This window comes from Ramlibacter sp. G4-7, assembly GCF_057784995.1.
In genome coordinates this window covers 58,994-71,105 of the sequence record NZ_JBYNTT010000014.1, presented here as the reverse complement: position 1 = coordinate 71,105, position 12,112 = coordinate 58,994, and the positions used below count along the sequence as shown (strand labels likewise).

Annotated in this window: 15 protein-coding genes; 8 read left to right on the top strand and 7 right to left on the bottom strand. The window is 69.6% G+C overall.

What is annotated here, in order from left to right; translation table 11 throughout:
• Nucleotide 1 precedes the first annotated feature (1 nt).
• Genes flgG through AC3EGR_RS18950 form a run of 6 tightly spaced genes read right to left on the bottom strand, consistent with a single transcriptional unit; the run spans nucleotide 2 to nucleotide 5,740 of the window.
• Nucleotides 2-790 carry a flagellar basal-body rod protein FlgG gene (gene flgG, locus AC3EGR_RS18975; protein ID WP_488548073.1) on the bottom strand — a complete coding sequence of 263 codons (789 nt, stop codon included), beginning with the start codon at nucleotides 788-790 and terminating at the stop codon, nucleotides 2-4.
• A gap of 33 nt (nucleotides 791-823) precedes the next feature.
• Nucleotides 824-1,546 carry a flagellar hook-basal body protein gene (locus AC3EGR_RS18970; protein ID WP_488548072.1) on the bottom strand — a complete coding sequence of 241 codons (723 nt, stop codon included), beginning with the start codon at nucleotides 1,544-1,546 and terminating at the stop codon, nucleotides 824-826.
• 9 nt (nucleotides 1,547-1,555) lie between these two features.
• Entirely contained in the window at nucleotides 1,556-3,598 is a 2,043-nt protein-coding gene (locus tag AC3EGR_RS18965; RefSeq protein WP_488548071.1) for a flagellar biosynthesis protein FlhA, read from the bottom strand.
• Nucleotides 3,595-4,674, bottom strand: coding sequence for an EscU/YscU/HrcU family type III secretion system export apparatus switch protein (locus AC3EGR_RS18960; RefSeq protein ID WP_488548070.1), 1,080 nt, complete (start codon nucleotides 4,672-4,674; stop codon nucleotides 3,595-3,597). The genes AC3EGR_RS18965 and AC3EGR_RS18960 overlap by 4 nt, the downstream gene beginning before the upstream one ends.
• Nucleotides 4,674-5,465 (bottom strand): flagellar biosynthetic protein FliR, encoded by a 792-nt coding sequence (locus AC3EGR_RS18955; protein ID WP_488548069.1) that lies wholly within the window; start codon nucleotides 5,463-5,465, stop codon nucleotides 4,674-4,676. The genes AC3EGR_RS18960 and AC3EGR_RS18955 overlap by 1 nt, the downstream gene beginning before the upstream one ends.
• Nucleotides 5,466-5,473: 8 nt before the next feature.
• The gene (locus AC3EGR_RS18950) at nucleotides 5,474-5,740 is read right to left on the bottom strand and encodes a flagellar biosynthetic protein FliQ (RefSeq protein WP_488548068.1); all 267 of its coding nucleotides are present in this window, start codon (nucleotides 5,738-5,740) and stop codon (nucleotides 5,474-5,476) included.
• A 213-nt stretch (nucleotides 5,741-5,953) separates the two neighbouring features.
• Here AC3EGR_RS18950 and AC3EGR_RS18945 point away from each other — a divergent pair, with 213 nt between their 5' ends.
• The 8 genes from AC3EGR_RS18945 (at nucleotide 5,954) to AC3EGR_RS18910 (ending at nucleotide 11,407) form a co-directional block, all read left to right on the top strand.
• Nucleotides 5,954-6,421 carry a hypothetical protein gene (locus AC3EGR_RS18945; RefSeq protein WP_488548067.1) on the top strand — a complete coding sequence of 156 codons (468 nt, stop codon included), beginning with the start codon at nucleotides 5,954-5,956 and terminating at the stop codon, nucleotides 6,419-6,421.
• A gap of 170 nt (nucleotides 6,422-6,591) precedes the next feature.
• Nucleotides 6,592-7,470 carry a hypothetical protein gene (locus tag AC3EGR_RS18940; protein WP_488548066.1) on the top strand — a complete coding sequence of 293 codons (879 nt, stop codon included), beginning with the start codon at nucleotides 6,592-6,594 and terminating at the stop codon, nucleotides 7,468-7,470.
• 95 nt (nucleotides 7,471-7,565) lie between these two features.
• Entirely contained in the window at nucleotides 7,566-8,135 is a 570-nt protein-coding gene (locus AC3EGR_RS18935; RefSeq protein ID WP_488548065.1) for a glycine zipper 2TM domain-containing protein, read from the top strand.
• A gap of 24 nt (nucleotides 8,136-8,159) precedes the next feature.
• Nucleotides 8,160-8,399 carry a PepSY domain-containing protein gene (locus AC3EGR_RS18930; RefSeq protein ID WP_488548064.1) on the top strand — a complete coding sequence of 80 codons (240 nt, stop codon included), beginning with the start codon at nucleotides 8,160-8,162 and terminating at the stop codon, nucleotides 8,397-8,399.
• A 1-nt stretch (nucleotide 8,400) separates the two neighbouring features.
• A complete protein-coding gene (locus AC3EGR_RS18925) occupies nucleotides 8,401-9,072 on the top strand; it encodes a response regulator transcription factor (RefSeq protein WP_488548063.1) in 672 nt (223 codons plus the stop codon).
• A complete protein-coding gene (locus AC3EGR_RS18920) occupies nucleotides 9,069-10,403 on the top strand; it encodes an ATP-binding protein (protein ID WP_488548062.1) in 1,335 nt (444 codons plus the stop codon). The genes AC3EGR_RS18925 and AC3EGR_RS18920 overlap by 4 nt, the downstream gene beginning before the upstream one ends.
• A gap of 119 nt (nucleotides 10,404-10,522) precedes the next feature.
• Nucleotides 10,523-10,834, top strand: coding sequence for a hypothetical protein (locus AC3EGR_RS18915; protein WP_488548061.1), 312 nt, complete (start codon nucleotides 10,523-10,525; stop codon nucleotides 10,832-10,834).
• Between the two features lie 255 nt (nucleotides 10,835-11,089).
• Nucleotides 11,090-11,407: a hypothetical protein gene (locus tag AC3EGR_RS18910; protein ID WP_488548060.1), complete on the top strand. Its 318-nt coding sequence runs from the start codon at nucleotides 11,090-11,092 to the stop codon at nucleotides 11,405-11,407.
• A 51-nt stretch (nucleotides 11,408-11,458) separates the two neighbouring features.
• Here AC3EGR_RS18910 and AC3EGR_RS18905 read toward each other — a convergent pair whose 3' ends face one another.
• Complete coding sequence (locus tag AC3EGR_RS18905; RefSeq protein ID WP_488548059.1) at nucleotides 11,459-12,064, bottom strand: DUF6151 family protein; 606 nt, start codon at nucleotides 12,062-12,064, stop codon at nucleotides 11,459-11,461.
• Nucleotides 12,065-12,112 lie beyond the last annotated feature (48 nt).

Below are 12,112 nucleotides of genomic sequence, written 5' to 3'. Positions count from 1 at the left end.
ATCACCTGCGCAGCCCGTTGATCATCCCGAGCATCTCGTCCGAGGCCTGCACCACCTTCACGCTGGCCTCGTAGGCGCGCTGGGCGACCATCAGGTCGACCATCTCCTCGACGAGTTTCACGTTCGAGCCTTCGAGGAACCCCTGCGCCAGGGTGCCTGCGCCCTCCTCGCCAGCGCGCGCCGTGATCGGTTCCCCCGAGGCATCGGTGGCGCGGTACACGTTGCCGCCCTGCGGCAACAGACCCTGGGCGTTGGCGAAGCGCACCAGCTCCAGCTGGCCGATGTCCGCGAGCGTGGACTGGCCCGGCAGGCGCGCCTGCACGTGCCCGATAGCGGAGACCACAATTGCTTCGGCGTTGTCCGGGATGGACAGGGACGGTTTGAGCGGAACACCCGCCTGTGTTGCCAGCAGGCCGTCTGCATTCACCTTCAGCGTGCCGCCGCGCGCGTATGCACGCGAGCCGTCCGGCATGGCCAGCTCGAGGAAGCCGTCACCCAGGATGGCCACGTCCATCGGCGACTCGGTCTTCTTCAGGTCCCCGCCGGCGAACACCTTGCCCGGAGAGAGCGCCTGAACGCCCACGCCGATTGCGGCATTCGCGAAGGCGCCGTTTTCCGTGCCGACCGTTGGCTGGCCAGCAAGCACGCTGCTGACCACCAGGTCGGAAAAGGCCACGCGCGTCTTCTTGAACCCGGCCGTGTTCACGTTGGCGAGGTTGTTCGCGATGGCATCCACGTGGGCCTGCTGGGCGTGCATTCCCGTGGCTCCGATGTAGAGCGCGTCAAACATGGTTCCTCCCTGGCGCTGCCTGTGCGAGCGGGATCACGGCGTTTCCCCGAGCTTGCGGATGCTCACTCCCAGCATCTCGTCGTAGCCGATCGCGACTTTCTGCAGCGTTTCCATGTGGCGGACGGTCTCGACCAGCCGCACCATTTCCTGTAGCTGGTTCACGTTCGCGTTCTCGAGGAAACCTTGCTGGACCTGCACGGTGCCTTCGGGAACAAGCGTTGGGGTCCCGCGGGACTGCACAAGGCCGCCGCCGAGGGCTTCGAGCTGCGCGCCGGGCTCGAATTGCACGAGCTTCAACTGCGCCATGGCCGTGGGTTCGCGGGCACCACCCGGCGCGTTGAACACGCGTCCCGCGGCGTCCACCACGGCGGATCCGGAGGGCAGCAGGACCTCGCCGCCCAGCCCCATCACCGCGTGCCCTTGCTGCGTCACCAGGCGGCCCGCCGCATCCAGGCGGAAACTGCCATTGCGCGTATAGGCCGCGCCCTGCGGCGTGCGGACCTCGAACCAGCCCGGACCGGCGAGCGCGAAATCGAGACCTTGCCCCGTGGACCTGAGCGTGCCCGGAAGCGGATCCGTGTGGACGGCGGGCTGCGCCGCGCCTGTCGCTTCCACCCGCTGTCCGAAGGGCACGGTGGTGACCACACCCCGCTTGTACCCAGGGGTCTGGACGTTCGCGATGTTCATCGCCACGCGGTCCATGCGCGCCATGTCGCCTTGCATGCTCGCGAGGACGGCGGAAAGGATGGGGTCCATCGGTGTGCCTCAGGCCGTGACCGTCCCGTAGGACTTCAGTTCGATGGCCTGCGGGATCTCCGCCATCGACAGAACGCGCAGGTGGGGAAGCCCGCGCTCCGAAAGCGTGCGCAAGTGACGGCGGAGTTCCGGTGCGCACAGCAGCACCGGCAGCAGGTTGCTCTTCATCATGCGATCGGCCTGCTGCATCAGGTGCAACAGGAACTTCTCGACGAGCTTGGGTTCGAGGCCGAGGCTTGCCACTCCGGCGTCGCGTGCGACCGGCTGCAGCCCTTGCAGGAACCGGCTCTCGACGGCGGGATCGATCGTGAGCACGTGCAGCGACGCGCCCGGCGCCGTGAGGCTCTGGCAGATCGCATGCCCCAGGCGCTGCCGCACCGACTCGGTCAGCTGCCCCGTGTCCTTGCTTGCGCGGCCCGCGTCGGCCAGGGTTTCGAGGATGGCGTGCAGGTGCCGGATCGAGACCTTCTCCCGCAGGAGGTTCTGCAACACCTTCTGGACGTCGCCCACCGACAGCACCACGGGCACCAGTTCCTCCACCAGCGTCGGCTGCTCCTGCCGCACGCGGGCGAGCAGCTTGTCGGTTTCCGCACGCGTAAGCAGCGTGGCGGATTCCCTGCGCAGCACCTCGGTCAGGTGCGTCATGAACACGGTCGCGGCGTCGACCAGCGTGTAGCGTGCCGCCGTTGCCTGTTCGCGCAAACCCGCATCGATCCAGAGGGCCGGCAAGCCGTAGCTCGGGTCGCGCGTCGGCTCCCCCGGCACACTGCGCTGGTCGCCGGAGGGATGGATGGCCAGCAACTGCCCCTGGCGAACGTCACCGCGCGCCGCCATCGCGCCGTCGACGTGGATTTCGTACGCATCCGGCGCAAGCCGCCCGGCGCTGCGGAAGCGCACAGGGGGCAGCACGAAGCCGTATTCCTGCGCGTGCTGGCGGCGCAGCGCTGCGATGCGGTCGTCGAACAGCAGGCCTGCGTCGTCCTTCCCCGCGGCCCATCCGCTGCCCATGAACACTTCCACGGGCGCGACAGGCTCGAGCGGCTGCGCTTCTTGTGGGATGGCGGTCACGACCGGTGCCAGAGCTGCATTCGCCGCGCGCCTGACGCGATGCGCGAGCCAGGCCGTCAGTGCTGCCGCCAGCATCAAGGTCGCCGCAGGGGCGGCAGGAATGCCGGGAAGGCAAACCAGGCCGGCCAGCGCGAGGGCCACCAGAACGAGCGTCTTGGGGAAGGACGTGACCTGACGCAGCGCCTGCTGGCTCAGGTTGCCGTCCGAAGCCGAGCGGGTGACAAGAATTCCCGTCCCCACGGCAATCACGAGGGCGGGCACTTGCGTGACGATGCCATCGCCTATCGTCAACAGCGTGTACGTCTGCAGCGCCTGCGACCAGGGCATGTGCTGCTGCACGACGCCAATGACCAACCCGCCCACGATGTTGATCAGCAAGATAAGGATGCCGGCCACCGCATCCCCTTTGACGAATTTCGAGGCGCCGTCCATGGCGCCATAGAAGCTGGCCTGCTGCTCCAGCGCCTTGCGCCGGCGCTGGGCCTCCACCTGATCGATGAAACCCATGTTCAGGTCGGCGTCTATGCTCATTTGCTGGCCCGGCATGCTGTCCAGCGTGAAGCGCGCCGCGACTTCCGAGACGCGTTGAGCGCCGCTCGTGACCACCACGAACTGAACGACGACCAGGACGACGAAAACCACCAGCCCGACGACGATGTTCCCTGCCACTACATAGGAGCCGATGGCGGCGATCACGCGGCCGGCGTCGCCTTCGGCCAGGATCAGGCGGGTCGCCGCGACGTTCAGGGAGAGCCGGAACAGCGTCGCGACCAGCAGGAGCGAAGGGAAGGTCGAGAAATCCGTCGGCCGCGTCGAGAAGAAGGTCAGGAGCAGCAGCAGGAAGGCGAAGCTGAAGTTCGCCAGGATCAGGAAATCCAGCAGCGGCCGCGCGATCGGCACGAACAGAACCAGCAGGACCCCGAGCACCAGGAGGACCAGTGCCACATCGGTGTGGCGACCCAGCAGGTCTTTCCATGCCCTCATGCCGTAGCCTCCTGCATGGCGCGCTGGCGGCGCATGGCGAGGACCCAGACGATGATGCGCGCCACGTCCGCATGGAATTCGGCGGGCAGGTAGGCGTCCAGCGGCGCCTCCCGGAACAGCCGTCGCGTCAGGGGCGGGTTCTGCACGACGACGATGCGGTGGCGCGCGGCGATGTGGCGCATCGCAGCCGCGAAGTGGCCGGCGCCTTTGGCCACGACGCGGGGCGCATCCATTTCGCCGTGCCTGTATTCGAGGGCGACAGCGAAGTGCGTGGGGTTCGTGAGCACGAGGTCTGCATGGCGGGTATTGCGAAGCGAGCGTGCACGCTGGAGCATTTCCCGCCGCAACTCCCGCAGGCGCGCGCGGATGCGGGGGTCGCCTTCGCGATGCTTGTGTTCGTCCTTCCACTCGCGCCGGCTCATGCGCATGCGCCGCTGGAATTCGCGCCGCGTGAACAGCATGTCGACGATCGCGATCAGCGCCAGGGCTGCGGCCATCCACCAGCCCAGGCTGACGAAGTCGGACCAGGCTACCTGCAGGAAGGCGGCCGGTGCGAGCGCGGCGAGGACGTGGAACTGCGGGAAGAGCGCCGTCAAGGCGGCCGCCCCCGCGCAACACAGGACCAGCAGCTTGGCGCACGCGCGCGCTGCCTCGAACAGGGCGCGCACGGAGAAGACGCGCTGCAGGCCAGCGGCGGGGTTCAGGCGCTGGAAATCGAACTGCAGCGGGTGCAGGGAAAACACCGCGCCGGTCTGCGCCACCGCCGCCGTCCACGCTGCCACCGGCAGCGCGAGGAAGAAGGGGAACAGGATGGCCCCCGCCCCTTCCAGCAAGAGGGTGGCCACGGGGCCGATGCCCCCCGCGGGCGTCGCCGCCAACTGCACGAGACTGGAGCGGAACAGGCGCATCAGCGCCTGCAGTGCGCCGGCGCCCTGCCAGGCGAGGACAGCGATCGCGGCCACGAACACCGCGCAGGCAGTGGCGTCGGCACTGCGCGGCGTCTGGCCGCGGTCCCGCGCCTTCTGCAGCTTGAAGGGCGTTGCCTCCTCGCTGCGGTCCATGTCCTGGTCGGCCATCAGCGGGGCCCTCCGGCAGCAAACCACGCCGACCACGCCTGGTAGATGCCCGCGTAGAGCCGCCGCGCCGGCGCGGCAAATTCCGCAGCCCACGCCGAGAGCGCGAACAGGCCGACGAAGATCTTGACCGGCAGGCCCAGCACGAACATGTTCATCTGCTGCAGATTGCGCGAGATCACGCCCAGCACGAACTCCACCAGCAGCAGCCCCACCACCACGGGCGAGGCCAGCGCGAATCCCAGCGTGAACAGCGCAGCGCCCTGGCGCAGCAGTGGGTCCGCCGCGGCCGCGCCGTTCGCAGGGCCGCCGAGCGGAAAACGTTCCACGCTGAAGGCGATCCCCCGCAGCAGCGCATGGTGGCCATCGACGAGGAAGAAGAAGACCGTCGCGAGCAAGCCCAGCAAGGCGGACACGATGGGCAGGCGCGCGCTCGTCAGTGGGTCCACCACCTGCGCCATCCCGAAGCCCACCTGGACGTCCACCAGCCGTCCGGCCAGGGAGAAGCCGGCGAACGCGAGCAGCACTCCGAGTCCCAGCGTGGCGCCAATCGCCGCTTCACCGACCAGGGCGCTGCAAAGAGCGCCTGGGGAGTCGATGGACACGCTCGTTCCACCCGCGAACGGCAGCGCGAACACGCAGGCGAGCGCGACGACGAGCAGCAAGCGCACGGTCGCGGGCATGGCCACGGCGTACAACAAGGGCGTGAGCAACAGCAGCGCAGCGATGCGCGTCGACAGCAGCAGCACCGCTGCGACCCAGGGCATGCCCAGCGCTGAAACGAGGGACTGCATGGGGCGTCTCACAGCAGGGACGGAATGCGGGACCACAGCCCCACGGCAAAGGTGCACAAGGTGCGCAGCATCCAGGGACCGCAGGCGACCATCGCGACGCCCGCGGCGAGCAATTTGGGAACGAAGGAGAGCGACGCCTCCTGCACCTGCGTCAGCACCTGCAGGACGGAAACGGCCAGGCCCACGGCCATCGTGATCGCCAGCACGGGCAGGCAGACGAGGAAGCCGGTCCAGAACAGGTCGGCGGTGAGCTTCAGGGCGAGGTCGCTGTGCACGTGGAACTCCGGTGACGGTCGCGCCACTGTGCCCGCCGCACCCGCCGTTGTTTAGTGCGGAAATCACAGCGAGTTCGTCGGTTCGGACGTCCTCCGAACGACGGACCTCGCGCTGGCTCTGCGCCACGCGCCGGGAATCTGCATTCCATTCAGAGACCGTTCACGCAGGCCCGCGCAGACTCACTTCCATCGTCAACCAACCCAGAGGTGAACATGCAATCCACTCTTCGCACCAAGCTCGCTGCCGCCGCCATGCTGCTGTTGCCCGTGGGCGCCCTGGTCGCCGCGCAACCCGCCGCCGCGCAGGACCGCGACTGGCACGGTGACCGCCATTCGCAGCGCTTCGACCGCCGCGCGCCGGAGATCTTCTCGGTGACCCCCGAGCAGGGCGACCGCGTCAGCGACCGTGGCCTCACGCGCATCGCCGCGCGCTTCAGCGACGACCGCAGCGGCGTCGACCTGCGCACGGTGACCCTGCGCGTGGACGGCCGCGACGTGACGCGCCACGCCCGCATCGACGGCGACGACCTGCGCTACGCGGACAACCTGCGCCCGGGCCGCCACGTGGCCGAAGTGCTGGTGCGCGACCGCGCGGGCAACCTGGCGCGCCGCTCCTGGGCCTTCAACGTGGTCGACCGCGACTTCGGCCGCTACGGCTACGGGTACGGCCGCAACAACTGAGGCGCCTTCCGGCGGGGCTGCGGCCCCGCCCGGCGTCGCGCGGGTGCGTTGTGCGTTGCGGCTGGCAGAAAGTCAGCGTGCGCTCCCACAAGCCCAGCGGTCGGCATTCAGGCTCCGTTCACGGCCGTTTGCCTAAGCTGTACCCAGTTCCACATCAAAGGGAGGTTTTCATGCAATCACGTCTCAGCCCCCGCGGCGCCGCCGCGGCCATCCTTCTCGCATCGATGGGCGCAGCTTTCGTACCGCTGTCCGCTTCCGCGCACGTCGCCTGGACGCCCCACCACCATTCGCCGCAGGAGCTGATCGAGCGCTTCGAGCTGATCGGCAAGCCGCAACACGGTGAAGTGCTGACCTTCCGCCTCACAGGCCTGCAGGGCGGCTACGCGAGCCTGCACGTGCCCGGCATCCATCCGCCGGAGGTGGCGATGAAGGAAGTGAAGCCGGGCGTGTACGAGGTGGAGTACGTCATCCCGCCGATCCACGACCCCCGCCTCGTGCTGGCCGCCACCGCCAAGGTGCGCACGCAGAACGAGGAAGCGATGGCACGCCTGGGCGGCTCCGGCACGCTGTTCCCCGGTGCCGCCGTCCTGGCCACCGCGCCGGTCGTCGTGCCGCAAGGCCCCCGCAACCTGCCGCCGCCGCCCCCGCCGGCTCCCGTGCGCGAGGTGCGTGACAGCCGCGGCCCGGAGATCGCCGGCCTGTTCCCGGCCAACGGCGAGCGCGTTTCCGAACGTGGCCGCACCCGCATCTCTGCCCAGTACCGCGACGACCGCGCCGGCGTGGACCCGGGCTCCGTGCGCCTGCGGGTGGACGGGCGTGACGTCACCCGCGACAGCCGCCTCGACGCCGACGGCATCGAATACCGCGACGACCTGCAGGCCGGCCGCCACACGGCGGAACTCACCGTGAGCGATCGCGCCGGCAACCTCACGCGCCAGACCTGGACCTTCGACGTGGTGAACTCGCGCCCAGGCAACGGCTGGGGCGACCGCAACCACGAACACGACGGCCGCGGCGACGACCGCCGCGACGACGGCCGCCGTTGGTAAAAGCGCACTGCTGAACGGACCCTCACATCCGTTCAGCATGCGTTCACACGAGCGCGCCTAAGCTCACCAATACAACGAACCACGGAGGTCCCGCAATGAAACGCATCGCCCTTTTCGCCCTGGCCGCCACCGGCGCCCTCGCCGCCCAGGCCCAGGCTGTCGTCTCGCCCGTGCCGGCGCAGGCGCCCAGCTTCGTCGACCGCGCTCGTGTCCAGGACGTGCAGCCCCAGTACGAGACCGTGCAGGTGCCGCGCCAGGAGTGCGCCACCCAGTACGTCCAGGACGCCCCGCAGGTCGTCGGCGGCGAGCGCGGCTACGGCGGCGCCGTCATCGGCGGCGTGGCCGGCGGCATCCTGGGCAACCAGGTCGGCAAGGGCCACGGCCGGGAGGCGGCCACCGCCGCCGGCGCCGTGATCGGCGCCATCACCGGCGACCGCCTGCAGAACAGCAACACCGCCCCGCAGCAGGTCGTGCAGGCGCCCCCGCGCGAGGTGCGCAGCTGCCACACCGTGGTCGACATGCAGCAGCGCGCCAGCGGCTACCGCGTGACCTACGAGTACCGCGGCAACCAGTACGTCACCTTCATGCGCGAGCAGCCGGGCCAGAGCCTGCCGGTGCGCGTGTCCGTCACCCCGCTGGAAGAGCGGGAGTACCATCGCCGTTGATTTCGTCCTGACCCTCCGCAAGCCGTGAAGCCTGTCCGTGCCCTCCTCTGCGCCGTCCTGCTGGCCGCCTCCGGGCTGCCCGCCTGGGCGAGCGTCAGCCGCGACGAAGCCGCCCAGGTGGCGCAGCGCGAGACCGGCGGGCGCGTGCTCTCCGTGGAGCGCGTGGACGCGGGCGGCCGTGCGATGTGGCGGGTGAAGGTCCTCACCCCGCGCGGCGAGGTGCGCGTGGTCATGGTGGACGCGGGCTCGGGGCCGTCGCGCTGAGATGCGCCTGCTGATCGTCGAGGACGACGCGGCCCTGCGCCTGCCGCTGGCGCGCCAGCTGGAAGCAGAGGGCTACCGAGTCGACCAGGCGAAGGACGGCGAGGAAGGCCTCTTCCTGGCGCAGGAATATCCGTTCGACCTGGTCATCGTCGACCTCGGCCTGCCCAAGATCAACGGCCTGACCATCGTGCAGCGCCTGCGCGCCGCGGGCAGCACCATGCCCTTGCTGATCCTCACGGCGCGCAGCAGCTGGCAGGACAAGGTCAGCGGCCTGGAAGCCGGTGCCGACGACTACCTGACCAAGCCCTTCGAATACCCGGAACTGGCCGCGCGCGTGAAGGCGCTGCTGCGCCGCTCCCTCCATGCGGCCAGCGACGTGCTCGCGCTGGGACCCGTGGCCATCGATTTCTCGGCGCAGGCCGTCACGCTCGATGGCGCTGCGCTGGAGCTCACGGCCTACGAGTACCGGCTGCTCGAATACCTGGTGCGCCAGCGCGCCCGCGTGGTGACCAAGTCCGAGCTGTCCGACTATCTCTACCCGCACGGCGAAGACCGCGACAGCAACGTGCTGGAGGTGCTGATCGGGCGGCTGCGCCGCAAGCTCGATCCCGAAGGCAAGCTCGCACCGATCGAGACGGTGCGTGGCCGGGGTTACCGCTTCACGCTGGGATGACGCCCGGCTACTCGATCCGGGCCCGCCTCCTCCTCGGCGCCGCACTGGTGCTGGTCGCCTTCATGGCCGGTGCCGGCTTCGCCGTGCAACGCGCCCACGCCGACAGCGTGCGGGCCGTGCATTTCAGCCGGCTGCAGGGCACCGTCTACCTGCTGCTCGCCCGCGCCGAACTCGATGAATCCGGCGCATTGGCGATGCCCGTCGGCTTCGCGGAGCCGCGGCTGTCGCTGCCCCAGTCGGGCCTGTACGCCAGCATCTGGAACGTGCAGCGCCAGGAGCAGTGGCGCTCGCCTTCGAGCGTCGGGGTCAACCCGCCGTTTCGCATCCGCGACGTCAGGACCGGCCAATGGCGCAGCGAGGTGCTGCCCGGAGGTGCGCACGGCTACCTGGCCATGAGCTATGGCGTCAACTGGGCGACCGGCAGCAGCCAGGCGCCGCTGGTGTTGTCGGTCGTAGAGGACCGCACGGAGTTCGACCGCGAGATCGCCATCTTCGCGCGCACGCTGTGGTTGTGGCTGGGCGGCGCCGGCCTGCTGCTCCTGCTGGCGCAGATCCTGCTGCTGCGGTGGGGACTCAAGCCCCTGGCGCACGTTGCCGCGGAGATCCGCCGCATCGAAGGGGGCGAACAGCACGAGGTCGAAGGCCGTTACCCGACCGAGATCGCGCCGCTCACCGACAACCTGAACACGCTGCTGCGGCAGGAGCGTGTGCGCCAGGGCCGCTACAAGGAAGCCCTCAGCTTCCTCGCGCACAGCCTGAAGACCCCGCTGGCGGTGCTGCGCAATGCACTGAACGAGCCGCAGCAGCTGCCCCTCACAGTGCGCGAACAGGTCGCGCGCATGGACGACATCGTGCAGCACCAGCTCGGGCGCGCCGGGGCCGGCGGAGCGACCCGCTTCGCGCCGCCCGTGCTGCTCGCGCCGGTGCTGGACCGCGTGCGCGACGCGCTGGCCAAGGTCTACGCCGAAAAGAAGCTCGCCCTCGCAACCGACTGCGCGCCGGACCTCACTTGGCGCATCGACGAAGGCGACCTGTTCGAGGTGATCGGCAACGTGATGGACAACGCGGCCAAGTGGGCGCGTTCGCGCGTCGCCGCGCGCGCGTGGCGGGAGGACGGCAAGCTGTGGATCCGCGTGGAGGACGACGGCCCCGGCTTCGGCGACACGCAGTCGGTGCTGCAGATCCACGTGCGCGGCGACGAGCGCGTGCCCGGGCACGGCGTCGGCCTGGCGGTGGTCAACGACCTGGTGGCCAGCCACCACGGCGAACTGCGGCTGGGGCGGGGATCGCTGGGCGGCGCCAGGGTGGAGATCGTGCTGCCGGCACCCTGACGCTGCCGCGCAACGTCTCCCTTGACGCCACGGATGGGCTGGCCAGAATGCGGGGCAGGGAGCAAGAAACCGGCGCGCCTGCGCAGCGCGCGCCGGAGCACCGGCTCTGGAGTCCCCTGATGTTCAAGTGGTTCAAGCGCCAGGTTCGGCCGGAAGTGGACAGCACGCCCAAGCGTGCCGCGCCGCCTCGGCACAAGCGCGCCACCAGCTCCTCCCTGCCCGACCCCACGGTGCCTGACAAACTGCCCGAAGTGCTTGGCGAAGGCAACACGCAGGCCGACTGGAGCATGTGGGAAGACTCCATGACCGCACTCGACAGCCAGATGCAGGGCCTGCCGCCCGACTCGCGCATCCACGTGCGCGACACCCGTCCGAGCAAGCTGGACGACCTGGACCCTTTCGCCAGCGTGAGCAAGAAGCGCCGCCCCTGAGCGACGCAGCCTCCTGCGCCTGAGCGAAAAGGCGCGATGGGCCTGAAGCCTCTTGAAGTGCAGGTTGCATTTGCTTTCTTGCTTCACGGCATCTCTTGCATATCTTTCCGGTGCTTCCCAGGTGCCAGCGGCGCACAAGGTTTCTCCCTTGACGCTGCGACGGGGCCGTCCAGAATGGCCCGCGGAGAAGGAGCCGGTGCAAGACACCGTCATCGCGTGCCGGCCGGTTTGTTCCGGTCGAAAGGGATTCAGCCGATGTTCAATTGGTTCAAGCGTCACGATCCGACGCCGACAGCGGCCCGCCACCGGGAGCCGCCCGCTTCCGCGCCCGCCGAGGACCCGCTCACGGTCCCCGAAGAGCCGGGGCGTTACTACGGACCGTTGCCGGTGGTCGTGTGCGAAGGCAATTCGCAGGACGACTGGAGCATGTGGGAAGACTCGATGTCGGAATTGGAAACAAAGCTGAAGGAGCTCATGCCCGTCCCGCCGCGCTTCCCGCGTCGTGAAAGCAGCAACGGCGCGCGCGAGGACATCGACGCCGCACCCCGGGCCGGGGGCAAACGCAACGCCTGAGCGCAGGCCGCCAGGCGCGCCAAGCTCTCCTGCCGGGCAGTCAAGCGCCCTTCACGGCGGATCCTCCGCCCGCCGCCGCGCAGCCTGAAGCGCCGGCCGATCCACCACCTTCACCGCCGCCACCGGCGCGCCTTCGTGATCGAAGAAGGGCGTGCGGCGATACGCTCCCGCCAGCCGCGCCGACGCGAGCCGCAGCGCCATGCGCAGGAAGCGCGCCACGCCCGCGGCGCGTGACGAGGCCGGCGGCGTGCCGTGGGCGCTCTTCGTGTTCACGCGCAGTTGCACCCGCGGAAAGGCTTGCTCCAGCGGCCGCGGCCGGTGCAGGCAGGTGTGCACCATGCCCACGTAAGGCAGCCGCCAGTCGCGCGGGGTGTTCGCGATGGGCGTGTCGCAGCAGCGCGCGTACCAGCGCAGCAGGCCGCGCGGCGACAGCGACAGGCAGGCCAGCTGCTCCCGCCCGCCATGGATGCGCACATCCGGGGACCGCGCGATGACGACCTCGGTGCCGCCGTTGGCGTCCAGCACCTGTGCGCCCTGCCCGAGCAGGTGCGCATACGCCTGGCAGTCGCGGCAGTAGCACGCGGCACGCAAGCTGCGCTCCGTGTGGAGGATCTCGCCGTGGACCGTGCCGCAGCGGCACTGGAAGGGATGGGCCATGTCGGGATTGTCAGGGTGCGGCCGCCGCGATGGACCTGCGGTATGGTG